22 protein-coding genes and 1 pseudogene are annotated in these 24,291 nt (G+C 45.4%); 12 read left to right on the forward strand and 11 right to left on the reverse strand.

Features of this window, described 5'->3' with window-relative positions; genetic code table 11:
• Positions 1 to 25: 25 nt before the first annotated feature.
• Positions 26 to 1,324, reverse strand: coding sequence for an adenylosuccinate lyase (gene purB / locus FBY58_RS03365; protein WP_141919492.1), 1,299 nt, complete (start codon positions 1,322 to 1,324; stop codon positions 26 to 28).
• A 158-nt stretch (positions 1,325 to 1,482) separates the two neighbouring features.
• A pseudogene (radC, locus tag FBY58_RS03370) lies at positions 1,483 to 2,166 on the reverse strand (RadC family protein).
• A gap of 153 nt (positions 2,167 to 2,319) precedes the next feature.
• On the opposite strand from radC, the gene FBY58_RS03375 reads away from it, so the two are divergent.
• From FBY58_RS03375 to FBY58_RS03425, 11 genes are all read left to right on the forward strand, one after another.
• Positions 2,320 to 5,460, forward strand: a complete 3,141-nt coding sequence (locus tag FBY58_RS03375) for a YdbH domain-containing protein (protein ID WP_141919493.1) — start codon at positions 2,320 to 2,322, stop codon at positions 5,458 to 5,460.
• A gap of 51 nt (positions 5,461 to 5,511) precedes the next feature.
• Positions 5,512 to 5,712: a YnbE family lipoprotein gene (locus FBY58_RS03380; protein WP_141919494.1), complete on the forward strand. Its 201-nt coding sequence runs from the start codon at positions 5,512 to 5,514 to the stop codon at positions 5,710 to 5,712.
• Positions 5,709 to 6,107 (forward strand): YdbL family protein, encoded by a 399-nt coding sequence (locus FBY58_RS03385; protein WP_141919495.1) that lies wholly within the window; start codon positions 5,709 to 5,711, stop codon positions 6,105 to 6,107. Before FBY58_RS03380 ends, FBY58_RS03385 begins: the two co-directional genes overlap by 4 nt.
• 249 nt (positions 6,108 to 6,356) lie before the next feature.
• The gene (locus FBY58_RS03390) at positions 6,357 to 6,674 is read left to right on the forward strand and encodes an AtpZ/AtpI family protein (RefSeq protein WP_141919496.1); all 318 of its coding nucleotides are present in this window, start codon (positions 6,357 to 6,359) and stop codon (positions 6,672 to 6,674) included.
• A gap of 44 nt (positions 6,675 to 6,718) precedes the next feature.
• Positions 6,719 to 7,519, forward strand: a complete 801-nt coding sequence (locus tag FBY58_RS03395) for a F0F1 ATP synthase subunit A (RefSeq protein WP_141919497.1) — start codon at positions 6,719 to 6,721, stop codon at positions 7,517 to 7,519.
• A 35-nt stretch (positions 7,520 to 7,554) separates the two neighbouring features.
• Positions 7,555 to 7,794 (forward strand): F0F1 ATP synthase subunit C, encoded by a 240-nt coding sequence (locus FBY58_RS03400; RefSeq protein ID WP_011240562.1) that lies wholly within the window; start codon positions 7,555 to 7,557, stop codon positions 7,792 to 7,794.
• 121 nt (positions 7,795 to 7,915) lie between these two features.
• On the forward strand, positions 7,916 to 8,416 hold the full coding sequence (locus FBY58_RS03405; protein WP_141919498.1) for an ATPase: 501 nt from the start codon (positions 7,916 to 7,918) through the stop codon (positions 8,414 to 8,416).
• A 13-nt stretch (positions 8,417 to 8,429) separates the two neighbouring features.
• Positions 8,430 to 9,068, forward strand: a complete 639-nt coding sequence (locus tag FBY58_RS03410) for an ATPase (protein WP_141919499.1) — start codon at positions 8,430 to 8,432, stop codon at positions 9,066 to 9,068.
• 200 nt (positions 9,069 to 9,268) lie between these two features.
• Positions 9,269 to 11,218: an excinuclease ABC subunit UvrC gene (gene uvrC, locus FBY58_RS03415; protein WP_141919500.1), complete on the forward strand. Its 1,950-nt coding sequence runs from the start codon at positions 9,269 to 9,271 to the stop codon at positions 11,216 to 11,218.
• A gap of 38 nt (positions 11,219 to 11,256) precedes the next feature.
• Positions 11,257 to 12,021, forward strand: coding sequence for a DNA repair protein RecO (recO, locus tag FBY58_RS03420; protein ID WP_141919501.1), 765 nt, complete (start codon positions 11,257 to 11,259; stop codon positions 12,019 to 12,021).
• 42 nt (positions 12,022 to 12,063) lie between these two features.
• Entirely contained in the window at positions 12,064 to 12,597 is a 534-nt protein-coding gene (locus FBY58_RS03425; RefSeq protein ID WP_141919502.1) for a cupin domain-containing protein, read from the forward strand.
• A gap of 4 nt (positions 12,598 to 12,601) precedes the next feature.
• On the opposite strand, the gene FBY58_RS03430 is transcribed toward FBY58_RS03425, so the two are convergent.
• From FBY58_RS03430 to FBY58_RS03445, 4 genes are all read right to left on the reverse strand, one after another.
• Entirely contained in the window at positions 12,602 to 13,411 is an 810-nt protein-coding gene (locus FBY58_RS03430) for a LysR family transcriptional regulator (protein ID WP_141919503.1), read from the reverse strand.
• 67 nt (positions 13,412 to 13,478) lie between these two features.
• On the reverse strand, positions 13,479 to 14,687 hold the full coding sequence (locus FBY58_RS03435; protein WP_141919504.1) for a PLP-dependent aspartate aminotransferase family protein: 1,209 nt from the start codon (positions 14,685 to 14,687) through the stop codon (positions 13,479 to 13,481).
• Between the two features lie 66 nt (positions 14,688 to 14,753).
• Complete coding sequence (leuB, locus tag FBY58_RS03440) at positions 14,754 to 15,803, reverse strand: 3-isopropylmalate dehydrogenase (protein ID WP_141919505.1); 1,050 nt, start codon at positions 15,801 to 15,803, stop codon at positions 14,754 to 14,756.
• Positions 15,804 to 15,935: 132 nt separating this feature from the next.
• Positions 15,936 to 16,556 carry a nitroreductase family protein gene (locus tag FBY58_RS03445; protein ID WP_141919506.1) on the reverse strand — a complete coding sequence of 207 codons (621 nt, stop codon included), beginning with the start codon at positions 16,554 to 16,556 and terminating at the stop codon, positions 15,936 to 15,938.
• An 892-nt stretch (positions 16,557 to 17,448) separates the two neighbouring features.
• On the opposite strand from FBY58_RS03445, the gene FBY58_RS03450 reads away from it, so the two are divergent.
• Positions 17,449 to 17,880, forward strand: a complete 432-nt coding sequence (locus tag FBY58_RS03450; RefSeq protein WP_141919507.1) for a histidine kinase — start codon at positions 17,449 to 17,451, stop codon at positions 17,878 to 17,880.
• A 166-nt stretch (positions 17,881 to 18,046) separates the two neighbouring features.
• Here FBY58_RS03450 and FBY58_RS03455 read toward each other — a convergent pair whose 3' ends face one another.
• From FBY58_RS03455 to trmFO, 5 genes are all read right to left on the reverse strand, one after another.
• Positions 18,047 to 19,708 carry an acetolactate synthase large subunit gene (locus tag FBY58_RS03455; protein WP_141919508.1) on the reverse strand — a complete coding sequence of 554 codons (1,662 nt, stop codon included), beginning with the start codon at positions 19,706 to 19,708 and terminating at the stop codon, positions 18,047 to 18,049.
• A gap of 64 nt (positions 19,709 to 19,772) precedes the next feature.
• Positions 19,773 to 20,498: an AEC family transporter gene (locus tag FBY58_RS03460; RefSeq protein ID WP_260432075.1), complete on the reverse strand. Its 726-nt coding sequence runs from the start codon at positions 20,496 to 20,498 to the stop codon at positions 19,773 to 19,775.
• 8 nt (positions 20,499 to 20,506) lie between these two features.
• Positions 20,507 to 20,719: an AEC family transporter gene (locus tag FBY58_RS09495; protein ID WP_260432076.1), complete on the reverse strand. Its 213-nt coding sequence runs from the start codon at positions 20,717 to 20,719 to the stop codon at positions 20,507 to 20,509.
• 242 nt (positions 20,720 to 20,961) lie between these two features.
• Positions 20,962 to 22,275, reverse strand: a complete 1,314-nt coding sequence (locus FBY58_RS03465) for a Gfo/Idh/MocA family protein (protein ID WP_141919509.1) — start codon at positions 22,273 to 22,275, stop codon at positions 20,962 to 20,964.
• 642 nt (positions 22,276 to 22,917) lie between these two features.
• The gene (gene trmFO, locus FBY58_RS03470; protein WP_141919510.1) at positions 22,918 to 24,258 is read right to left on the reverse strand and encodes a methylenetetrahydrofolate--tRNA-(uracil(54)-C(5))-methyltransferase (FADH(2)-oxidizing) TrmFO; all 1,341 of its coding nucleotides are present in this window, start codon (positions 24,256 to 24,258) and stop codon (positions 22,918 to 22,920) included.
• Between the last annotated feature and the right edge of the window lie 33 nt (positions 24,259 to 24,291).

The raw sequence follows: 24,291 nt of genomic DNA on the forward strand, positions 1-24,291 counted from the left end.
CTTTTTGTTTGATATCCAGTCAGGATTAATCTTTGTTAAAAACCCGCTGAAAAATCGTGTCTACATGTTTGAGGTGGTAGCCGAGATCGAATAAAGCATCGAGCTTTTCGTCGCTCAAAGATACTTCAGGATCGGCCTTAAGCAGCGCCAGCAAAGAAACCTTACCATCAGATTCCCACACCTTCATGGCATTCCGCTGGACCAAGCGATAAGCAGCTTCACGGCTAGTACCTGCCTGGGTCAGTGCCAACAAAACGCGCTGTGAATGGATAAGTCCACCCATGCGGTCGAGGTTGCGCTGCATCCGTTCCGGATAAACCAATAATTTATCCATAACATTGGTCAGACGTGCCAAGGCAAAATCCAATGTAACGGTGGCATCAGGGCCGATCATCCGTTCAACGGAAGAATGAGAAATATCGCGTTCATGCCATAAAGCAACATCTTCCAGAGCCGGCGTTACATAACCGCGAACCAAGCGGGAAAGACCCGTCAGGTTTTCAGTCAACACCGGATTCCGCTTATGCGGCATAGCCGATGAACCTTTTTGACCCGGAGCGAAATATTCTTCGGCTTCCAGAACTTCGGTGCGCTGTAAATGACGAACTTCGATAGCCACGCGTTCAACCGAAGACGCGATCACGCCTAAGGTTGCAAAGAACATTGCATGACGATCACGCGGGATAACCTGCGTTGAAACAGGTTCAACAGTCAGACCCATTTTTTCGGCTACATGGGCTTCAACACGGGGATCGATATTGGCAAAAGTACCGACAGCGCCGGAGATGGCACAGGTAGCAATATCTTTGCGGGCTTCTTCCAACCGGCGGCGGTTCCGTTTGAATTCAGCATAGGCTTCGGCCATTTTTAGGCCAAAGGTTGTCGGTTCAGCATGGATACCATGACTACGACCAATGGTCGGGGTCATTTTATATTCAAAAGCGCGACGCTTCAGAACTTCCAGTAATTGGTCAATATCCTTCAAAAGGATAAGGGCAGCGCGGTTCAACTGCACTGAAAGACAAGTGTCAAGGACATCAGAAGACGTCATACCTTGATGCATGAAGCGAGCCGGATCACCAACATGTTCAGCGACATTCGTCAGAAAGGCAATAACGTCATGACGCACTTCGGCTTCAATCTCGTCGATACGTTCGACTTCAAAGGCACCTTTTTCCCAGATGGCTTTAGCGGCATCTTTCGGAACAACGCCTAATTCGGCTAAAGCATCGGTGGCATGGGCTTCAATTTCTAGCCAGATCCGGAAACGGCTTTCCGGTTCCCATAATTTTACCATTTCTGGTCGGGAATAACGGGGGATCATAATACAAAGCTCCTCAAGAAATCATCCGGCATTTTCCGGCGGGGGGTTATGGCATTTGACCTAACAAAGCCGGTAGGGGCTATCAATCTTTAAAAATATCAATCGACTATTTAGAAAAACGGTTTTTGGGTGATAAAGGCTTGTCGTTGTGCCTGTAGTTATAGAAGGCCAAGCCCTCTTAGGCTGCAAGATCCGCTGCTGCTGATAATGACGTGGTCGTGAAGATATATTTTTAAAGGACGGGCGGCAGCAACAATTGAACGCGTTAGCTGGATATCGGCTTCGCTGGGATGGGCATCGCCACTTGGATGGTTATGTACCAGAATAAGACCCACCGAGCAGAGCTCAATGGCACGTCATATCACTTCACGCACATAAACAGGCACTTGATCGACGGAACCCTCGCTAAGAACTTCGTCGCGGATAAGACGATTGTGATTGTCGAGATGAAGCAATCGACATCGTTCGGTTAGACGGAATGCCATATCGGCATGAAGATAATCTATAAGCGATTGCCAACCTGCAAGAATAGGGGCTTTTTTAACCTTGGTTTTAAGCAGTCTTAAGGCGGCAACTTGTGCGATTTTCAAGGCGGCAATAGCCGTTGGCCCTGCGCCCTTTACACGGGCAATCATACCCGGATCGGCTGTTAATAATGTTTCGATATCACCGAATTCGGCTAATAATGCGCGCGCCAGCGGTTTCGTATCTTTCCGCGGTATGGCAAGAGCTAAAAGATACTCTATCACTTCATGATCTAGCAAGGCATCAGAGCCGCTGTTAAGTAAGCGCTCCCTTAATCGGCTACGATGACCTTGAGAGCCAATGTCTTTTGTGTCCATTCTCAACGGATATAAAGGATTGAAGCGGGATGTAATACTGTTTAACTCTAAAATAAATAAAAATGGCGCCTTTTTTCTAAAGCGTTCTTTAATATCATCGGAATCGTAACATCTTAAAACTATATATCGATTTCTTAATAAAGAAAAACAGGGATGACGAATAAAACGCGCAACCAGTATTGGTTCAAAAAAAGGCATTTCTGGCTGTTCGCCATCATCCTTTTTATAGCTATTCTTCTTATTTTATGGTCCCAGCGTATGATATTTGGGCGCTGGTTGATCGGTCGTGAAGTAAACCAGCTCCATATGAAGGCGCATTATCGGCTAACGCGTCTAGATCCTACGATTCAGCAGCTTGATAATTTAGTGATTGGTGATCCGGATTATCCTGATTTGACTGCAGATCGCGTGGTGATCCATTTAAAACCGCTATGGCATGGGCTGGCTATCTCATCGATTCATTTTGATAAATTACGGCTTTATGGGCGTCTTGATCAGAAGGGTTTTGATTTCGGTAACCTCGATGCTCTGAAAAGTTATATGACTACATCGGGCAATTCTTCTGGACTGCCTATTTTGGATGTCGATCTGAAAGATGCCAGAATGAGATTGCGAACCGCCTATGGAACGATTGGTATGGCGGTTGATGGTAGCGGTAATCTGGCGAATGGATTTCAAGGTAATCTTGCTGTTTCGATGCCTCATTTCTCATCAGAGGCTTGTCAGATAGAGAAAGGGCATCTCTTTCTAAAAACATCGGTTTCTTCTGGTAAGCCTTATTTGCATGGCCCTGTGACTGCTGAAACAATGCGTTGTAAGGCTGCGGACCTTTTCCTTAGAAAAATGGACGGTGTGATTGACGGCCATTTGAATAAGGCTTTGGATAACTGGGAAGGGGGCGCTTCAATATCAGCACCCGAAATCGCATCATCTGGCCAATCTCCGTGGCAATTATCTGCCGTGAGCGGTAGAGTTGCCGCAAAAGGCGATTTTCAGCAGGCAAAAGGCCAGATGGATATTTCAGGTCTAGAGCAGATGGCTTTGGTTTCTGGTGGAAAGTGGCACCTTGCCAGTAATTTTAATCTGCCTTTTGCTTATTTTTCCGATGCCAGAAAAGGCGACAGCCTATTGGTGGATTCTCATCTTTCCTTGGAAAATGCACATGTGAAAGCCGATTTTTCTAGCTTATCTGTTCCTGACGGCACGCCTTTATTCTCTTTAGTGCAACGGCTGCGGCAAAATTTAACTAAGCTGGCTGGAGATGTTTCTGCGGATACAGAAATATCTCTTGATAACCATCAAGGGAATTTGACTGCGACACTCAAAAAAGCGGTTGTTAGAGGCGCTACTGACCAAAAAATACAGTTTTCGGGGGCTGCTGATTGGCAAGAGAAACGCCAAATTCCTTGGCATTTTGGGGGCGATCTCTCTTTTAAAGGAGAAGGGCTTCCTACCGCTTTAGTTCATCTGAATCAGTTAGGCACTTATGGTGTGAAGGGAGAGGCCAAATTTGAGCCTTACCGCGACAATCTGGCTTCGATTACTTTGACGCCGGTTAGCTTTTTATATGAAAAACAGCATTTTGAGTTGAAAACGCAAGCCAACATTTCAGGGCCGATTGGCAATAATGGGCATGTGGATTCATTACTTTTGCCTATTGATGTTGAAGGCCAAGATAAGCGGATTGCTATTAACCGTAACTGTTTCAATCTGCGTGCTGAGAAATTGGTGATGTCAGGCATTACCAGTCAAAAAATAGTTTTACCGCTTTGTCCTGTAGAACAGTCATTTTTGCGGGTGGATAATGGTCGCCTGATAGAAGGCGGTGCGCGATTGGATAATCCTACAATTTCTGGGGTTATTAATAATCAGCCATTTACCCTTCGTGTAAAAACCTCTTCGCTGTTTCTTGGACGGCAATATGCCGAGTTAAGCGGTCTGCAATTTAATCAGAAAGGGGATGAAGGCGACGCTGATACGCATCTTTCTGTTGATCACCTGACAGCCAATCTTAATGGAATGGACGGTGAGGGTGATCTGACTGGTGTGTCAGGGCGTTTAGGAATGGTGCCTTTCCTTTTCAGTAATGGTGCAGCGCATTGGGAATGGCAAAATAAAGGTGGTGAGCGAAAATCTGAGAATACCGATATCGTGTTGCATGGTGCTGTGGATATTGCCGATGCGGATCAAGCTTCACCTCGATTTTTACCGATGCGTTCTCAAGATCTATTGATGCAAATCAATACCGAGCGACTTCATATTACGGCTGGTTTGGATAGGCCTATTGATATCCGTTCGGTCCATCTTTTGGATACGAGAATAGAGCATCATTTTTCGGATAGTCGCGGACATGTTTTATTTCATGTGAATAAAGTTGTTTTTGATAAAACGCTGCAACCTGAACAGATTACGCCGTTAAGCTTAGGTATTTTCGCTGATGTAAAAGGTTCTTTGTCAGGTCAGGGGCGAATCGATTGGCAGAACAAGAAAATTGTCAGCACAGGGGATTTCGTTACCAATGGTCTTGATTTTGCGGCTGCCTTTGGGACGGTTTCTGGGTTTAAAGGTAAGGTAGCTTTCTCTGATTTGTTAAATTTGAAAACGCCAGCCAATCAATTGGCGACTGTTGATGAAATCAACGCAGGCTTGGCGATCAAGGGGGGGCAGATTCATTATCAGCTCTTACCCAACAGGGTCATTGTCATTGAAAAAGGCAATTGGCCTTTCTTTGACGGCCATTTGACCCTTGATGGTGCGGTGCTGGATTTTGGGCATACGGGAATGCACAAGGTTGTTTTCCATGTTTCAGACATGGATAGCGCCCCGTTGGTTGATAATCTCCAATTAAAAAATCTGTTCGTGAGTGGTCGTTTCGACGGCGTACTTCCTATCGAATTCAGCGCTAATAGCGGCAAGATTGAAGGTGGCCATTTGGCGAGCCGAGTACCGGGGGGTGTCGTTAGTTATGTGGGCCCTGTTTCGAATGCCCATCAGGGCATGCTGGGTAAGCTGACCTTCGATGTCTTAAAAGGGGTTCGCTATGGGCATCTGGACGTTGGTTTGAATGGTAGCCTTGATGGGGACTTTATCAGTTCTATCCAGTTCGGCGGCGTTCGCGAGGTTGAGACCAAAGCGCCCCGTTCATATTTGGCGCGCGAAATGGAAAAGTTGCCTTTCCATTTCAATGTTCAGGTTAAGGCACCTTTCCGTGGATTACTGAACGCGATGCGTTCTTATAATAACCCGCGTTCAGTTCTTAATCAGTCCGAGTTGTCTAATGAAGGAGCCTTTTGACCTTAAAAAGGAAAAAACGATCATATATCAACAATTATATTAGGATGAAATATGAGGCAGAAGACCGGAGTAATAGAGAAAGGCTTTCTTTTCGTCAGCTTGTTGATGGTGGGGGGCTGTATCTCGGTGAAGGCACCTGATAAACCCATTGAGATTAACCTTAATGTTAATGTCCGGCAGGAGGTTGTCGTTCATCTTCAAAAGGATGCTGGCGACTTTATTCAAAATAATCCGGAGTTATTCCCGCAATGATCGATATCAAAATGAAATGGCCGAAAGGCATTATCAAGGCAGCTCTGTTTATAGGCTTGTCTTTGGCTGTCCCTTCTTTTGCTCAAGGCGGTGATGATATTTTACAATCAGCCATAGCCAATGGCGTGATCGGTGAAAAAATTGATGGCTATATGGGCTTTGCCCAAACGCCCCCTCCTGCTGTTAAGACTGCGGTTGATGCTTTGAACATCAAAAGACGAGCCGCCTATACCTCAGAAGCCGCAAAACGTGGGGTTACTGTTGAGGAATGGGCTGTTGCGGTTGGCTGTAAAACTTTGGCAAGCCGTGTTCAGAACGGGCAGTTCTATGCTTTGTCAGATGGCAAATGGCAGAAAAAAAATGGCTTGATCGCTTTACCTTCTACCTGTGGATAAAAAGGGGCGGCTATTAGGTGACTTTCTACCTGTAAATAGGCCATAATTTACAAAGTTAGTCGCTTTTTTTATAAAAGAGACGATAGAGATATAAAAAAACTTCGGTTTTTCATTCTCTGTGCTTTGAGTTGACTTGCAACGGCCGTCTTCTTAAAAAAGACCTACTTGACGAGATAGTTACTCGTCATGCTGAATAGCATTTATCCTTGAAATTCAAGGGGTTGAAATTCAAAGGATAGCGAGTTGGCGATGGTGAGTAACGATTCTAATAAAGGGCTGGGACCACAAGATCCGAGGATGGCAGAATTAGAGGCCATGCTTGCGACGAGCAGAAGAGATTCTGAAAGTCGTCAGGCAAAAGCCAATAAACCTGCAGCCAAAGGTTTTGCTCAAGGAAACAGAGTGTTGACTGAGATGATTGCGGGCCCGGCTGGTGGCGGACTTATCGGGTGGTTGTTCGATCGCCTGATTGGAACTAAACCAATATTTCTGATCATATTTCTTCTATTAGGGGTCTGTATTGCGTTTAGAAATGTGGTACGGATTTCTCGTGAACATCCGGAGTGAATCCTGTATGTTCTTTAATGGATAGATAGCTAGGGGCTCGTAATATGGCTGCTACTAATAATGTAGACCCCATGCATCAGTTTACCGTGGAGCCTTTGCATGGGCTTCATATCGGAAAATATGATATTTCCTTCACCAACTCCGCTCTCTGGATGGTGATTGCAATGGCCGCTCTTGCTATTTTTATGGCAGGTGGTCGGAGGAAGGCGTTGATTCCCGGTCGCTGGCAGATGGCCGTGGAAGTCATGACTCGCTTTGTTAACGATATGGTCAGCACAAACATCGGTCCAAAAGGCCGTCCGTTTACCCCGCTGATCTTTACCCTTTTTATGTTCATCCTTTTCGCCAATATGCTTGGATTGGTTCCTTTATTCGGTCTTTTGCCGGGTGCAGAGCCTTTCACGTCAACCAGTCATGTTACCGTTACGGCAACGCTGGCGGCGATAGCTTTTGGTACCGTGCTTGTTGTGGGTTTCACGCGTCATGGACTCGGCTTTTTCAAGCTGTTTGTGCCGCATGGTACCCCCATGGCACTTATTTGGCTGATCCCCGGGATTGAAGCCTTTTCTTTCGTTTTACGTCCTTTCAGTCTTGCGCTTCGTCTTTTCGTTGCCATGACTGCAGGGCACGTTCTTTTGGAAGTTCTGGCTAACTTTATTGTCAACCCGCCGGTTCAATCTGCCTCGCCTGCTTTCCTTGCAGGTTATTATACCCTAGTGGGTATCCCGACCTTTCTATTAATGATTGGTATTTCTGCGCTTGAATTTTTGGTTTGCGCCATTCAAGCATATGTTTTCGCCTTGCTTACGTCGCTCTATTTGAACGACGCGATCAATCTTCACTGATTTCCCAGTATATGGAATGGTAAAGGAGTATTGTCATGGACGTTGAAGCTGCAAGAGTGCTCGGTAAGTTAGTTGGTGGTGGTGTTGCTGCTGTTGGTGCCGGTGTTGCTTCCGTTGGCGTTGGTAGCGTTTTCGCTGGCTTTCTTGAAAGTGCACTGCGTAATCCGGCTGCTGCCGATGGCCAGCAGGGTCGTTTGTTCATCGGTTTTGCCGCTGCTGAACTTTTGGGTCTTCTGTCATTCGTTATCTCGATTCTGCTGATCTTCGTTGCCTGATTTTCAGGTTTTCGCAGTATTTTTCGCACCGGCTGTTTTTTCAGCCGGTGTTCGAAAAATGCAGTAAGTTCAGTTAAGGAACAGCGTTAAAACTGTTCTTAGATAAAGTCTGGATGCGATCATGCCTCAGATAGCCCAGCTTGCCTCTACTTACGCTTCCCAGATTTTCTGGATGCTTGTCGTATTTGGTATTATCTATTTCGGTATTGCCAAAACCATGCTCTTGAAAGTTGAATCCACGATGGATTCCCGTGATAGCAAAATCTCTGATGATCTTGCTGCTGCGGAAGCTGCCCATAAAGCAGCAAAAGAAGCGGATGAGGCATGCCAGTCGCGTCTCGCCAAGGTTCGTTCCGAAGCACAGGCCCGCTTGCAGGCCGCTAAAGAACAATCCTCTAAAGATGCGTCCCAACAAAATGCTGCGGCCAATGCCGATTATGATCATCGGATCGATTCCGCTAGAATGCGGATCGCCGAAGAGAAATCTAAGGTAATGGCCGATCTTGAGAATATCGCGACCGATATCGCTCACGATATTGTCAAGCAGATCACTGGCCGCTCTGTTCCCAAAGAACAGGTTACCAAAGCTGTAGCACAAGTTATTTCTGCTGATATGGTCTGAGGGAGATTACCTAATGGCTAATACAACTCAGACTTCAGCGCCAGCTTCTCCGGCGACGTCTGAAGCGATGCCTCAGACCGCCCCTGCGGCGCCGAAGGTAACGGCGACAACGGAGGCACCGGGTGGTGTCCAACCGGAAGCCCACGAGTCGACTTTTCTTGGATTAAGTGGCCCGGCTTGGGTTTCTACTTCCATCATTGTCTTTTTGCTCATTCTGGTCTGGAAAAAAGTCCCGTCTCTTATTACGTCGGCTCTTGATAAACAGATCGATGAAATTCGTAGTCGCCTTGGTGATGCTGAACGCTTGCGCAAGGAAGCTGAAGTTTTAAAAGCCGAGTATGATGAGAAAACGCATCAGGCTTCAAGTGAAGCCGAAGCGATCATCGAGCGGGCGAAAGAAGATGCAAGCAGCATTGTTGCTGATGCTAAAACTCAATCCCAGCAATTGGTAGAACGTCGTCAGAAAATGGCGACCGAACAGATTGCTGCTGCAGAACAGGAAGCTATTGCTGAAATTCGGCAAACGGCTGCCAAGTTGGCACTTCAAGCTGCGACCCAAATCATTCAAAAACAGAATGATGCGCCGCATGATAAGGTTTTGATAGATCAGACAATCGATTCTTTGAACCAGCAGGGCAAACGCCTTAACTGATTGGATTGTTATGTCTGACCAAATCGGCGTCGTCGCCTTTGCGACGGCGCTTTTTTGTTGTCTTGTGTAAAAGTCAAATGACATGATTGTTTTTGTTAAAATAGTTTAACGGCCTTGTTTTGATCAGAGGTCGCCTTAACTCTTTTATCTGGTGAAATGATTATTGAGATCATTTTAAAGATTTTTCAAAAATAAGATGGATGAGGCACGGTCTGATTAGTGAATCCCAAGAAGCAGATCGTTTCAGCGAAAAACAACCTTTGGATGTTTTTAAAGGAACCGATCACCCTGACCTTGAAAAGGGCGTTGCGGCGATCAGCAATGTTTTAAAAACGCTGCCCATGCGCCCCGGGGTTTACCGGATGTATGATAGTAAGGGTAATATCCTTTATGTGGGTAAAGCTCGTGCCTTAAAAAATCGTGTTGCCAATTATACCCAGATATCGGGCCTATCCCGTCGTATCCAACGCATGGTCTCCCAAACGCGGAGCATGACGATTGTCACGACGACAACCGAATCAGAAGCGTTGCTGTTAGAAGCGCAGCTGATCAAGCGATACCGGCCTCCTTACAACATTTTGCTGCGTGACGATAAAAGCTTCCCTTATATTCTATTGAAAGAAGAGGGGACTTTCCCGCAATTTCCATCATTGCAAAGGCATCGTGGCGTAAGGCGGGCAAAAGGACATTATTATGGTCCCTTTGCAAGCGCGGATTCGGTCACCCTGACTTTGAATAGTTTGCAGAAACTATTTTTATTACGATCATGTTCGGATAGCTTTTTCAGAAACCGTAAGCGGCCTTGTTTGCTTTATCAGATAAAGCGCTGTTCTGCGCCCTGTGTCGATCGTATTTCTGATGCTGATTATCATGATTTAGTCGTCGATACGCGCGACTTTCTTGCCGGAAAATCAACGAATGTGCAGCAAAAGCTCGTTTCATCTATGGAGCAAGCTTCAGATGCTCAGAATTATGAATTAGCGGCTGTTTATCGTGATCGATTAAGGGCTTTAACCTTTATTCAGAACCATCAGGCGATCAATAGCGGCAACTTAAGCAATACAGATATCTTTGGCGTAGAAAGTCGGGCTGGCTTGGTCTGTATTCAGGTGTTCTTTATTCGTAACCGTCAGAATTGGGGACATCACGCTTATTTCTTGAATCATGTTGATGATCAAGCTTTGCCGGATGTGCTGCAAAGCTTTTTGGGGCAATTTTACGAAGACAAGATTGCACCGAAAGATATTCTGACCAATTATATCCCTAGCGACACAGAGGTTCTGGAAGAGGCGTTATCTTCGCAGCGCGGCTATAAGGTAAAATTTCATCAGCCCCAGCGCGGTGATTTGAAAAAATTACTCGATAATGCCGTTCGTAATGCCAAAGAAGCGATTGAGCGTCGCTTGGCTGAGGCATCCACTCAGCAACAGCTGTTAAAAGAAATGGTTGATCTCTTCCATCTGGACAAAATGCCCGACCGAATAGAGGTTTACGATAACAGCCATATCATGGGCACGAATATGGTGGGTGCAATGATTGTCGCGGGCCCTGAAGGGTTCCGACGGAACAGTTACCGTAAATTCAATATCAAATCCCAGACAATTAATCCGGGAGATGATTTTGAAATGATGCGTGAGGTTTTAACGCGTCGTTTCTCACGATTGGAGCGCAGTGATCCTGATCGTTCTAGCGGCGAGTGGCCTGATCTTTTGCTGGTTGATGGCGGTAAGGGGCAGGTTCGTGCTGTGAAAGAGATTCTGGCCGAGCAAGGCATTTCAGATGTGTCGATAGTGGGTATCTCGAAAGGGCCTGATCGTCATGCTGGACGTGAGCATTTCCATTTGGTGGATGGCAGTGAATATGCCTTGCCGCCGAATAGCGGTTTGCTTTTTTATCTTCAGCGGTTGAGGGATGAAGCGCATCGTTTTGCGATTGGCACCCATCGAGCAAGACGAGCCAAGAATATGACGGCTAGTCCTTTGGATGATGTGCCAGGGATTGGTCCTACCCGAAAAAAAGCGTTGTTATTACATTTTGGAACGGCACGCGATGTCAAAAATGCTTCACTGCCGGAATTGGAAAAAGTGAACGGCATTTCTTCTGCTATAGCGCAACAAATTTATGACTTTTTCCATAATAGCCCTGCGTAAGATAACCCAAATACACCCCTAATCATGACAAGGATGTAATGAAGGCTGTTTCTGTTCCTGCTTTATTTTTAACCAGCCGTTCTCATGCTGAGAATGGAGCTATTATCCGGGTGCTGACAGCAGGCGGGTTGCGGGCGGGATATGTTCAGGGCGCGCATTCTCGTTATCGTCGCCCTTTGCTGCTTGCAGGGAATTACTTGCAAGCGAGCTGGCGTGAAAAACTTGGCCGTTCATTGCCTTCTATTACTTTGGAGTTGCTCCATAGTCGAGCAAGGGTAATAGGCCATCCCTTACCAGCGCTTTTCTTAAGTTGGATATGCCCGTTTACCGCCGCGATTTTGCCAGAAGCACAGCCAGAACCTTATCTATTCCAAAGTTTAAAGAGGCTCTTGGATATTGTCGAAGAAACGGCTGAGCCTCTTCTGTGGATGGCTGAGCTGGTGCGCTTTGAATTATTATTGCTGTCGGAATTGGGATATGGGCTGCAACTGTCCAGTTGCGTTATGACAGGGCAAGATGACCATCTGGAATGGGTTAGTCCCAAGCATCACGCCGCCGTCAGTCAGCAGGCCGCAAAAGGCTATGAAACAAAATTATTGGCATTGCCGCCTTTTTTGAAAATACCGAGATCTGTTTTCTTTTGTGATTTACCTGACAAAAATGCTTTGCAACAAGGGTTGAAACTAAGTGGATTCTTTTTGCGGTACCATTTCGACGCCCCTTATTATCGTCGTTTTTTTGAAGTCAGGCAGCGTCTTATTAGAAATTTCATGGCATCTTTTGAACAAGATGTTCTCCCATGAGTATTTTCTAATAGGGGAGGGGCAAAGAAGTGTGATTAAAAAATGAGAAACGTTGCTCTTGCCTGTATTCTTGGTTTCTCTGCCCTTATGGGCGTTTCTGCTAAAGCCGAAAAAGCACCACCTCCGACTATCCCTTATTGGAGCGTATGGGCTGATCATCAGGGGGTAACCCATCAAACCCGATGCGCGCTTCATAATTTAGCATTGCAAGATTTTGCTCATACTGATCATCCCGAATGGGTGTCACAACAAGATCATGCCACAAAACGATATGTGTTCAATATTATGCCAGTCGGATGGATTGGAAATTGGCATAAAAACCCAGAACCTCAATGGATTATCCCGTTGTCAGGACGTTGGTTTGTCAAAACGACTGATGATAAATCTGTGGAGATGGGTGCTGGAGAAATGTCTTTTGGCGGGGATCAGGCGGCCAAAATGATTAATGGCCGTCAAGGGCATATTTCTGGAAGCGTTGGTAATCAGCCTGCCAAGGTTTTGATTATCCAATTAAACGCCATACCCCATAATCACGCACATCCTGAATGTGCAGCAGGTGGCTCGCCTATTCAATAAAAGGCTATATCTCGCTTTCCAAGCTAGCGGTCAGAGCCGCCGTCAATGCTTTGACTTTCTTCTGCCTCCATTGGGGCAGGGGGGCCATAAGCCAGTATTGCATTTCACTTTCTGTGATAGCGCCGAATTGCTGTAATTTTTGGCTTTCGAGTAAGTCTTTTGCCAAAACGAGTGGCACGCGACAGCGTCCTAATCCTTTCAAGGCAGCGATGATGGCTAGTCCTGCATGAGCGACCTGTAAAATAATAGGCGTGTCGGGATCATATTCGGCATCCGGCCATTCGATAAATATTTCTGGGGAGTCCGGTAATCCTACAGTCACCATTAAACCGTCGCTGAGGGTGACGGCTTCATGATTACCGGGATCATCCGTATAATTGATCGCGACATCCAGATTAGCTTGTGTGAAATCAAGGTCTTTTTCAATAGCCAGAAGTGTAAACTTGATATCCGGATTTTGACGGTGATATTCCGCCAATCTTGAAAGAAGCCAGGATTCTGTAAAATCGCGAGGTGCCGCGATTGTTAGCCTTTTTGACGACTGTCCGGCCTGCATTCTTTGGACAGCTTCTTCAAATTTTAGGAAGCCCTCTCTTAGGGCATCGAGTCCGGCTAACGCTTCGGGGGTAAGCTCAAGCCCTTTGGCATTACGACGGAATAGGACAACGCCTAAGGTGTCTTCTAATGCCCTGATCTGCTGCCCAACGGCCGCAGGAGTCACGGCTAATTCGTCAGCGGCACGGGTAAATGATAAGTGGCGAGCTGCCGCATCCATTACCCGTAAGCCGTTAAAGGGTAGATGTGTCCGCTTCATAACCGATATTCCTTTGCTGACATCTCTACCCTTCTTATGATTCTGACAATCTATGCTTTCGAGCGGCTTATAATCCGATTTTACGTAGTGCCTGATCCAGATCTTCTTTCAGATCCTCGACATCTTCCAGCCCGACGCTGAAACGCAGCATATCTTCGGTGATGCCCATGGCTAAACGCTCTGGTTCGGCGACGCCGCTATGGGTCGTCGAGCAAGGATGCGTCATCAAGGAACGGGTGTCGCCAAGATTGTTAGAGATGTCGATCAGTTCAAGATTATTCAGCAGTGAAAGTGCCTGTTGGCGATCTTTACCCAAGAACAGAGCCAGAACCGTTCCACCCGTCTTCATCTGTTTTTTCGCAAGCGCATACTGCGGATGTGATTTTAGACCCGGATAAGAAATGCGAGGAAGACGCGTTTCAAGGAACTTAGCTAAAATTTGAGCATTTTCGCTTTGACGAATGCTACGCAATTCAAGCGTTTCCAGTCCTTTCATGACCACCCATGCGTTGAAAGGTGACAAATTAGGACCCGTATTACGGATGAACGGCACCAGCGTTTCGTTGACGAATTTGTTGCTACCTGCGACGGAGCCAGCGAGAACACGTCCCTGACCATCCATCATTTTTGTTGCAGAATAAGCAACAACATCGACTCCAAATTCCATCGGTTTTTGGATGACGGGGGTGCAGAAAGCGTTATCGACAACTGTCAGGATGCCAGCTTCTTTGGCGACGTTACAGACCGCTTCGATATCGACCAGTTCAAGCGTTGGATTGGTCGGTGTTTCAAAGAAGAACAACTTGGTGTTGGGCTGGATAGCATCTTTCCATTGCTGGACATCTGCACCGTCAACCACCGTGGCCGTGATACCAAAGCGTGGCAATAACGAATCAGACAACCAACGGCAGGAGCCAAAAGCGACCCGTCCGATAACAAAGTGATCGCCGGCAGAAAGTGCAGACAACAAGACAGAAGTCATGGCGGCCATGCCGGTCGACATCGTACGGGAGGTCTCAGCGCCTTCCATTAATGCCAGTTTTTCTTCCAGCATCATGACAGTCGGGCTTTGCATACGGGAATAGATCATTCCCTCTTGCTCGCCAGCAAAGCGTTCTGCTGCGTCTTCTGCCCGTTCATAAGAATAGCCGGAGGTTAGGAAAAGAGCTTCGCTCGTTTCGCCAAATTCCGAACGGACAAGACCGCCTCTGATCGCCTGTGTCGCTGGACGCCATTTACGCGTTATATTCCGGTCAAGTCCGGTATACCGTTTCATAATTTTTTCCTGTCTCTGTAAAATGCGAAAAGCGCTGCCTGAATACCTATAGGGGATATGGGTAGATCAGTTAAGAGCGGCTAAAACAGCATTCCCCATTTCGGACGTGGACATGTTGCCACCCAAATCAGCCGTGCGTGCGCCTTTTTCGAGAGCGGTTGCGACCGCTTTTTCGATGCGGGCGGCATCATCTTCACGTTTCAGAGTATAACGCAGCATCATCGCACCGGAGAGAATCGTACCCAGTGGGTTTGCTTTGCCCTGTCCAGCGATATCGGGAGCTGAACCGTGAATTGGTTCGTAGAGACCCTTATTCTCGCTATTTAAGGATGCAGAAGGCAGCAACCCGATGGAGCCGACACAAGCAGAAGCCAGATCAGAAAGAATATCGCCAAAGAGATTGCCGGTAATAATTACGTCAAACTGGTCTGGTGCGCGAACAAGCTGCATCGCGGCATTGTCGACATACATATGGCTGAGCGCAACATCAGGATATTCCTGAGCTACTTCTAGAACAATAGTCCGCCACAATTGGGAGGTTTCTAAAACATTGGATTTGTCGATTGAGCAAAGATTGCTGCTGCGCGTGCGAGCCGTTTCAAAGCCGATGCGTGCAATGCGTCTTACTTCGTCTTCGTTATAACGCATCGTATCGAAGCCTTCGCGACGGTTTTGATCGTCTTTGCGCTGGCCACGTGGGGTTCCAAAATAGACGTCACCCGTTAATTCACGGACGATCATAAGATCGGTACCGGATATTCTGTTTTCTTTGAGAGGCGATTCTGCCTGCAATTCAGGGAATAGGCGAGCGGGTCTCAGATTTGCGAACAGATCAAGTTCTCTTCTAAGACCTAAGATTGCCTGTTCCGGACGCAATGCGCGTTCCAGATGGTCACATTCTGGATCACCAACGGAACCAAACAGAATAGCATCCGTGCTACGGCATAATTTTAAGGTTTCTTCCGGTAACGGGCTTCCAGTTACTTTCCATGCTGCGCCACCGATTAAGGCTTCGTCAAATTCGATTTCCTGACCAACAACTGCCTTTAATATTTTTACGGCTTCAGCTGTAATCTCGGGGCCGATTCCATCTCCGGCCAACAATGCAATGCGCATGGGGCACTCCTTCTACCTAATGTTTTTAAAGGCCATGCCGTAACCAACATAAGAGCGCAAGCTTTTGAATAGAAAATGCCAAAAAATAGAATTTAAGACAGGAAACGATAACTTTATCGAAAAGAAATATTACTAAAATTTAAAATAACCTTCTCCGCTTATCTCATGAATAGAGCGTCGCATATTTGAAAATTTCATTCGGCGGCTATGCGATTCTTCGAGTGGTATTGTCGTATTCGGGTGTCCGACCGCTATTGCGGCATCGATATGGTAGCTTTCAGGTACCTTTAAAATTTCCCGTGCTTTATCGAAATAAACGCCTGTCATGGGACGGGTTGCCAGCCCCATTTGGGTTGCCTGTAAGGCCATAGCCATCCATGCGGCACCCGCATCGAAACTATGACTGGGAGCATCTTGTTCGATGCCGCTGATCGGGGAGGTCAGAGTCGTTTTTGAAATGATGAAAATGATAGCGGCGGCCTGCTTTGCCCAGCTGCGATTACCTTCGACCAGCAATTCAATAAATTCTGGCCAGAGCGCGGTATCACGCATGGCATAGACAAAGCGCCATGGCTGAGAATTATAGGCAGAAGGTGTCCAGCGGGCAGCTTCTAGCAAGGAATAAAGCGTGTCTTCTGTAATTTTTTCTGAAGAAAAAGACAACGGTGACCAACGTTTTAGAAAAACAGGATCAATGGGGTAATCTGAAATGCGGGATAAAGAATGGTTTTTAGAGGTGTGAGGCTGGGACATTCAGTTATTCCTTGGCCGTGAAGAGCGATAAAAACGGCCATATTCTGATGTGAAGTCAGTTTCTGGCTAATTCGTCAAATGGGTGGCGGATGATTTGTAGAATGCAAATAATTTAAAATTATTATCGATATTTCTATTTTGGGTTAATTTAGGGATTAATCCCGTTTTTTTAAATTTAAATATTTTGTTTCTGATTTTAATATTTACGATTGATCGCGTATGGTCATGCTTTGCGTCTCCGCAAACCTGCTTAGTTTAAGTTTCTAGCATAATTGACCGAATAGCCAGCGAAGCCTTGTTCAAAGAGGCCGCAAAAATCATAGAAAAAGCAGGGCATGTTTCATGTTATCGATAAGTATAAAGTTGAGAGGTAATGGGGCGTTTGTCTGGTTGATTATGTTTGAGCATAAGCCGAAATGTAAAAATCCTTTTTGTTGATCTTGAAGTAACGGCTTCTTTGTTATTTGTCGTTTTTAAATAGCCTCTTTTTCTCAAATGATAACATTTGTCATTATATTTTAATGAAAATGATAAATGATGCAAAAGATCATTTGCACCATCTGATAATATTTAAATTTTTTGAGAATCTATTTGATACTCTATAGTACGGTATATGTTTATAGATAAAGATAAATTTAAATATTTAAGAGTTGATGCCGTAGATTAATATAAGGAAAGCCTTTTTAAAAATACTGAACAGTATTTTATATTTAAGAATGACTTTGTCTTTTTAGATGAAATGAATTTTTGTCTACTGACAAAACTCGGTTTTTCTGTTAAGAAAACGCATCACATAATAATGAATAAAAAATAATAAAAATATCTATTGTTTAGAAAAATTTAAAAATAATGTTTGGGGCTGGCTCCTCTTCAAGAGGTGAGATATTCGATCATGAAAGAAAAATTGGCATTTATTCTGGGAGGCGTCGCTATTCTCATTGCATCTGGCGTTTTCCTGTTATGCCGATCTGGTCGGGCTTCGGATATCATTTCTAAAACAATTAAATCGACTTCTCCGGTAAGACTTTATGCCGAAGATGCTAGGAATAATTATATCAACAACAAGATTACCCGGCATTTCGAACGCTATGACTTGGATCATGACCAAAAGATAAGCCGTGATGAGTATTTGGCAGGACGGAGAAGAGCGTTCGAACGGTTAGATAAAAATCACGATAATGTGCTAACTTTTGATGAATATGCGGCGTCGGCAAGTAGTCATTTTGATCAGGCTGACCAAGATCATGACGGTTTTTTAAATAGAGAAGACTTTGCAACGATAGATAAAAAGAGAATTCATGAAGAAAGAAATATAGATAAGTAATTATCTGTTAATTTTTGAGAAAAAATTCTGATTTATATTTTTTATGCGTTAAATTTGAGTTTTGAGATTGTTGGTGTCTTTTTGAATGCAGATATAGAAAAGCACAGAACAAAATATTTGTCCTGTGCTTTTTCTAAAAAATCGTCGCTGCAAAATAAATGAATAATTAGATGGTGATCGTCAAATCACCCAATTTATCCGTTAATTTGTTATTTTCCGCATAATCGACTGGGCAGGCGATAATGGAAATGCCATCATCAGCCAGTGCTTTTTCGATTACGGGCAATAACATGTCAGCGCTCGTGATTTCGTAGCCTTTGGCGCCAAAGCTTTCAGCATATTGAACGAAATTAGGATTGGTGAAGTCGACATCACGATGATGCTTTATTTCCAAATCCATTTTCCATTTGATAAGACCGTAAGCATCATCGACCCAAATCAGGACAACCAGCGGAATGTTTTCGCGGGTCGCGGTTTCGATTTCCTGTGAATTCATCAAGAAAGAACCGTCACCCATCACTGCCAGAACTTTCTGTTCAGGACAGGCTAGCTTGGCGGCTAAAGCACCCGGAAGAGCAAAAGCCATCGTCGAAAGACCATTGGAAATCAAGCAAGTGGACGGCTTCTGGGTTGGGTAAAGGCGAGCCATCCACATTTTGATAGCGCCGGTATCAGCCAGAACGATGTCGTCATCGCCCATCGCTTTTCGGATATCAGAAATAATCCGCTGTGGTTTCAGAGGGAAACTCTGATCATCAGCATTTCCGTCCAGTTCTTCTTTTTTGATTTGTTTGATTTTGGCGTGATTGTCGAATTTTGGGAAGGTTGTGTTTTTCAATCCGTCAATCAAGGCTTCTAAAGATTTATCAATATCGGCTTCGATCGCGATATCAACAGGATAGGCCGCATCAATATCTTCAGCAAAGTGATGAATATGAACAATCTTTTTGTCATGGGCCGGATTGATTTTTGACGGTGCAAATTCTTGCAATTCATAGCCAACCGACAAGATCACATCCGCTGCATCAAAAGCAAAATTTTCATAGTCACGACGCATGAAACCCGCCACGCCCAAAGCATTGGGATGGCGATCGGGAATAACGCCTTTAGCCATGAAGGTGGTTGCAACCGGAACATTCAACAGTTCAGACAAAGCAATAAGCTGCTTTGACGCATGGCTACGAGCAACGCCATGTCCGGCCAGAATGATCGGCTGTTTGGCTGTTTTGATCATATCGATCGCAGCAGCAACTTGATCGGCATCTGGTGCCGTTTTATGAACCGGATGAACCGTAATCGGCTTGAGATCGGCCGAGACATCGGATTCTTCGAGGTCCTGAGGCACAGCCAGATAAACGGCACCCGGGCGTTCCCGCTGTGCAAGATCAAAAGCTTTCCGCATCATTTCCGGCACAGATGCCGGTGTTAGGATGGTGTCTGACCATTTGGTAACAGGAGCAAACATCGCCTGAAGATCAATATATTGATGCGATTCTTTATAGATACGGTTGAGGCCAACCTGAGCACTGATAGCGACCATAGGCGTGCTATCTGTTTGAGCATCGGCGACACCGAGTAAAAGATTGATAGCACCAGGCCCCAAAGTTGCGGTGCAAACACCGGCTTTCCCCGTGAGGCGACCATACATATCCGCCATAAAGGACGCACCCTGTTCATGGCGCACCAGAATAAAACGAATAGAGGAATCTGCCATTTCATCAATCAGGCGGATATTTTCTTCCCCCGGAATACCAAAAACATATTCGACGCCTTCGGCTTCAAGGCATTTAACTAACAGCTTCGCCACCGTAGACTTTGTATCAGACATAAAAGAAAGAACCTTTTTGACGTAGCGTTTCCGATTCTGGAATGCCGGAGTTTCCTTACATAATTTAACTGGCAGTTAGAAGAATAAATCCTCCCATAGAGATAATAGATAAAATTGTGCTAAAAAATAAAGTCGAAGCCATATCCCGTTCCATGAGTTGATATCGTATTGCGAGCATGGTGGTAATGGCAGCGCTTGGTATAGCCATAGTGATTGTTGTCTGTTCAATGACAATGGATGGCATTTTATTTATCGACGCAAGAACCCATACCATTATTGGAATAATAATATTTTTAGACAAAACTAATGATGCGACGATTTTATTTAAAATAACTTTATGTGAATATAAAATTATGCCTGATGAAAATAAGGCGACGCCTCCGGTGGCCTTTCCCAAAAGCATTAAAGACGATTTTACTGTTTCTGGAAAAGGAATAGAGAGGAAAACAAAAGCCAACGCAAGAATAGGAGCAATCACAATCGGTTCAGTAAAGGCATGAGCTAGATGATGAAAAAAAGAGCTACCCGTGGCTATTTTGCCAGTATCTGTTTTACGGGCATAAGCCGGTAAAAGCATGATTGTGACAGGCACCTGCACAATATTCATCATCAGGCTACAAACGGAAACCAATAAGGTGCTACCCGAGCCAAATAGATGTCCCAAGACTGTAATACCAACAAAAGGGACAGCTGGCGCGCCAACAGAAAGAGAAATCAGCGCGGCTTCATTGAGAGGACGGCGGCAGACAAAATGGCTAATGGCTAAAGTTAAGAAATATCCCCCGCCCATGGCACAGATCAGGATAGAAACCGCCGAACCTGATGATAAATTTGCGCTTTTGGGATTGATAGAATCCCAGAAAATAAGGTCATCGGTAAAGCATAGCGCAAGACCATCTTATTCAAGATAGCGGCCTGATTAGCTGTAAAATCGCCTCGCCATCCAGCAAAGAAACCTATCATCAAAGTAATTATAATCGGTAGTAAAGCCGCTATAATAACTTCTAGCATAACTGTTTCCTTTGTCTGGCTTATGTCGGGTGTTCCGAATTTGGCGCGGAATTAATTCATATAATAAAATTATCTTTTTCAGAAGGCTTTCGGGTTCAGGTATTGTTTGTGATCCACGACCGTCTGATGGTTTTTATAAAAAAGACGCCACCAGTAAAACTGATGGCGTCTTGTCAAACTTTGGATTTTCAAAAAACCGAAAAAGAAAAGTCTGTTTTAAACCTGATTTAGGTTAGTCGGGATCAATAACCACCCTGACGGACATAACCCCAATCGGTGCTGACCGGGCGACCGGTACGGGCTGCTTCATAGATGGCCTGAATCAGGCGAACATCCTGCATACCTTCTTCACCCGGGCTACGAACCGGTTTGTTGTTGATGACGGCTTCAGCCAGATGATCCAACTGTGCAGAGAACTGGTTGTTCGCTGGCATGACGAACTGTGGCATCATGGACTGGTTGGCATGACCTGGGGTCTGAACCGAGATCAAGTTCTGGTAATAGCCGGTTGCCGGATCCATCAACAGAACGGCTTTGTCACCCTGCACCGAGAAGCGCGAAGTGGTCGTGGTTGAATAGGAGGATGCACCATGAGACAGGGCACCGCTTCTGAAGCGCATCTGCCAAATGATACGATCTTCAACTTCAACGAAGCGTTCGTCGTTCGGATCGCTGTAGGTGTAAGCACGGACTTCGATCGGTTCTTCACCCATCAAATAACGGGTGCCGTTCAAGCCGTAGATACCGATATCCATCAAAGAACCGCCGCCAGCGAGTTCGCGACGCAAACGCCACTGCTGTGCAGGATCGTTTTGATCCATAACGTCTGAGTTGTCAGTGGTAACCATGCCCACTTTACCCAGCTGGTTTTCACGGATCAATTTAACCGCAGCACGGTTCATTGGATCGTAATGGCAACGATAGCCGATCATCAGCTTTTTGTTGGCTGCCTTAGCGGCATCAATCATGCGCTGGCAGTCTGCAACTGAGGTTGCCATCGGCTTTTCGCACATAACATGCTTGCCGGCTTTGAAAGCGCGGACAGCAAATTCAGCGTGCAAAGAGTTCGGGAGAATGATGTAAACAGCGTCGATTTTCGGATCTTTAGCGATCTTATCGAAGTTGCTGTAATCATAAATTTTGCGGGGATCGACACCGTATTCAGCAGCAACGATTTTTGCTTTTTCAGCGTTACCGCTGACCAAAGCTTCGATGCGTGAATGCTGGCAACCAGCAAAACCCGGCAAGATCTGGTTCAGGGCATATTTACCCAGACCAACGATGGCATAACCAAAGCGACGATCTTCTGGCATCGGGCGGATGGCATAAGGCATCGGGCGACCAGCTGGCGTGGTCGGAACCTGGCTAGCACCGGCCGGAAGGGTCGCTGCCTGAGCTTTCGCGCTGAGACCGCCTGCCAATGCACCGGCAGCGGCGAGACCAACACCACCACCGACGAGAGCGCGGCGGGTCATGTTAGGCGTACGGGAAGCGTTGTCATCCGTTGCTGAAACAGCATTGGAAAGATTATCTGAAGACGAGGTTTTGTTCGTCATAATCCTTATTTCTTTCTTAACTGACCGACAATTCAGATAAAGTTCGTATCCGCTATTGCCTTTGGGGAACCGTTATCTGACCCGCCGGTTTTTTCAGAAAACATTCGGCAAAAGACCGAGGCTTTAAGTTATGAGGCTATAAAGCTTTATTTTCCGAAAAACGGTTTAGATTGTGGACAGTCCTAATACGGTAATATTCATTCGGCAATATACTGATTGGTAAGCGCTGTCAGATAATTATTTCTCGTGGGTGATCGTTAATTTCGAAGAAATTTTTTTTATTAGTTTTGCCGCATAATTTTTAAAAAGAAATAGGGAATTCTTGACAAAAATGGCGGCTATTAACCATAGCTTCTATGTTTTGAATAATTTTATGTGAAGAAAAATTAATTAATGCTGCTTTATCAAGCTTATATGGAGCCAGAAATATTTCTCGAAATTTTAAAAACTATTTATTGAGGCCGAAATTGAAGTAAAAAAATGGAAAAAATATCCAATTTTTTGTTTTAATATTTTAATTTTGAGAAATAATAAGTTCAGAAAGATTGAATCTATAAATATAAAAAATATCGATAAAAGATAAATGATATTTATCTTTTATCGATAGCTGATCTTGCAGCAGAACAAAAAACCTAAAAAAGGCTATTGTTCCGCATGAGGTGCCTTCAAAAAAGCGTCTTCAGATATCCATTTATCCAAGGCCTGACGCGCCCTATCTGCCATCATCGCTTTACGCTGTTTTTTGGGATGCTTTTCTTCAATAGGTGGGAAAAGACCAAAATTAACATTCATTGGCTGGTAATGATCAGGATCTGCATTTTTCGTGATATGGCCTAATAAGGCACCCAAAGCGGTTTCAGCCGGAGGTAGCGGAACTTGCTGTTCAAGCTTATCAGCGGCGGTAAAGATACCTGCTAATAATCCAATAGAAGCGGATTCAATATAGCCTTCACAGCCAGTAATCTGACCTGCGAAACGAATATCTGTCCGTGTTTTGAGACGTAAATATTCATCGAGCAGAACCGGAGAGCGAAGGAAGCTGTTCCGATGCATTCCGCCCAATCGAGCAAATTCAGCATTTTCTAACCCAGGGATCATTCTGAAAACACGAATTTGTTCGGCATATTTTAATTTGGTTTGGAATCCGACCATATTCCAAAGCGTACCCAAGGCATTATCTTGCCGCAGCTGCACAGCGCCATAAGGCCAGCGGCCTGTTCTGGGATCATCAAGACCAACCGGTTTCATCGGCCCAAAACGTAATGTATCAACACCCCGTTCTGCCATGACTTCGACGGGCATACAGCCTTCAAAGTAAGGTGTGTCTTTTTCCCATTCGCGAAAGTCACCCTTTTCACCAGCTAACAAAGCCGCGTGGAAAGCGAGGTATTCTTCCTTGTTTAAAGGGCAGTTGATATAGTCATGGCCGTCACCTTTATCCCAGCGGGACTGGAACCATGCAATATCCATATTGATGCTTTCCCGATAAACAATCGGTGCGATCGCATCAAAAAAGGAGAGGGCATCCCGACCGGTTAAATCCGTGATAGCGTTGGCTAAATTGTCGGATGTCAGTGGACCGGATGCAATGATCGTTGTTTCATCAGGGATCTGGTCAATCCGTTCACGATGAATTTCGATCAAAGGATGATTTTGTAATTTTTCTGTTACCGCTTCGGCAAAGCCTTCCCGATCAACGGCTAAAGCTGAACCTGCGGGCACCCGATGATGGTCGGCGACCTCCATAATCAGAGAACCCATCTTTCGCATCTCGGCATGTAATACGCCGACAGCATTACTGTTGGGATCATCTGAACGGAAACTGTTGGAACAGACCAGTTCCGCCAATTTGTCGGTGCTATGCGCAGGCGTTTTTTCACGCCCACGCATTTCAAAAAGTTTAACCGGAACTTGACGGGTGGCCAGTTGCCATGCGGCTTCTGAACCGGCAAGCCCCCCGCCGATAATATTGACAGGCTGCATTATCAAAATTCACTTATTCTTATAATGGACAGA

It is taken from the genome of Zymomonas mobilis, from assembly GCF_006715975.1.
Taxonomy (GTDB): Bacteria; Pseudomonadota; Alphaproteobacteria; order Sphingomonadales; family Sphingomonadaceae; genus Zymomonas; species Zymomonas mobilis_B.

Excerpts from the sequence above, each read along its gene's own strand:
- FBY58_RS09495 (WP_260432076.1), bottom strand. The coding sequence starts at position 20,719 with ATGCTAGAAGTTATTATAGCGGCTTTACTACCGATTATAATTACTTTG.
- FBY58_RS03465 (WP_141919509.1), bottom strand. The coding sequence starts at position 22,275 with ATGACGAACAAAACCTCGTCTTCAGATAATCTTTCCAATGCTGTTTCA.
- FBY58_RS03375 (WP_141919493.1), top strand. The coding sequence starts at position 2,320 with ATGACGAATAAAACGCGCAACCAGTATTGGTTCAAAAAAAGGCATTTC.
- FBY58_RS03410 (WP_141919499.1), top strand. The coding sequence starts at position 8,430 with ATGGCTAATACAACTCAGACTTCAGCGCCAGCTTCTCCGGCGACGTCT.
- uvrC (WP_141919500.1), top strand. The coding sequence starts at position 9,269 with ATGAGGCACGGTCTGATTAGTGAATCCCAAGAAGCAGATCGTTTCAGC.
- purB (WP_141919492.1), bottom strand. The coding sequence starts at position 1,324 with ATGATCCCCCGTTATTCCCGACCAGAAATGGTAAAATTATGGGAACCG.
- FBY58_RS03390 (WP_141919496.1), top strand. The coding sequence starts at position 6,357 with ATGGTGAGTAACGATTCTAATAAAGGGCTGGGACCACAAGATCCGAGG.
- FBY58_RS03400 (WP_011240562.1), top strand. The coding sequence starts at position 7,555 with ATGGACGTTGAAGCTGCAAGAGTGCTCGGTAAGTTAGTTGGTGGTGGT.
- FBY58_RS03445 (WP_141919506.1), bottom strand. The coding sequence starts at position 16,556 with ATGTCCCAGCCTCACACCTCTAAAAACCATTCTTTATCCCGCATTTCA.
- FBY58_RS03455 (WP_141919508.1), bottom strand. The coding sequence starts at position 19,708 with ATGTCTGATACAAAGTCTACGGTGGCGAAGCTGTTAGTTAAATGCCTT.
- FBY58_RS03405 (WP_141919498.1), top strand. The coding sequence starts at position 7,916 with ATGCCTCAGATAGCCCAGCTTGCCTCTACTTACGCTTCCCAGATTTTC.
- FBY58_RS03430 (WP_141919503.1), bottom strand. The coding sequence starts at position 13,411 with ATGAAGCGGACACATCTACCCTTTAACGGCTTACGGGTAATGGATGCG.
- FBY58_RS03395 (WP_141919497.1), top strand. The coding sequence starts at position 6,719 with ATGGCTGCTACTAATAATGTAGACCCCATGCATCAGTTTACCGTGGAG.
- FBY58_RS03450 (WP_141919507.1), top strand. The coding sequence starts at position 17,449 with ATGAAAGAAAAATTGGCATTTATTCTGGGAGGCGTCGCTATTCTCATT.
- leuB (WP_141919505.1), bottom strand. The coding sequence starts at position 15,803 with ATGCGCATTGCATTGTTGGCCGGAGATGGAATCGGCCCCGAGATTACA.
- FBY58_RS03460 (WP_260432075.1), bottom strand. The coding sequence starts at position 20,498 with ATGGGCGGGGGATATTTCTTAACTTTAGCCATTAGCCATTTTGTCTGC.
- FBY58_RS03380 (WP_141919494.1), top strand. The coding sequence starts at position 5,512 with ATGAGGCAGAAGACCGGAGTAATAGAGAAAGGCTTTCTTTTCGTCAGC.
- trmFO (WP_141919510.1), bottom strand. The coding sequence starts at position 24,258 with ATGCAGCCTGTCAATATTATCGGCGGGGGGCTTGCCGGTTCAGAAGCC.
- FBY58_RS03425 (WP_141919502.1), top strand. The coding sequence starts at position 12,064 with ATGAGAAACGTTGCTCTTGCCTGTATTCTTGGTTTCTCTGCCCTTATG.
- recO (WP_141919501.1), top strand. The coding sequence starts at position 11,257 with ATGAAGGCTGTTTCTGTTCCTGCTTTATTTTTAACCAGCCGTTCTCAT.
- FBY58_RS03435 (WP_141919504.1), bottom strand. The coding sequence starts at position 14,687 with ATGAAACGGTATACCGGACTTGACCGGAATATAACGCGTAAATGGCGT.
- FBY58_RS03385 (WP_141919495.1), top strand. The coding sequence starts at position 5,709 with ATGATCGATATCAAAATGAAATGGCCGAAAGGCATTATCAAGGCAGCT.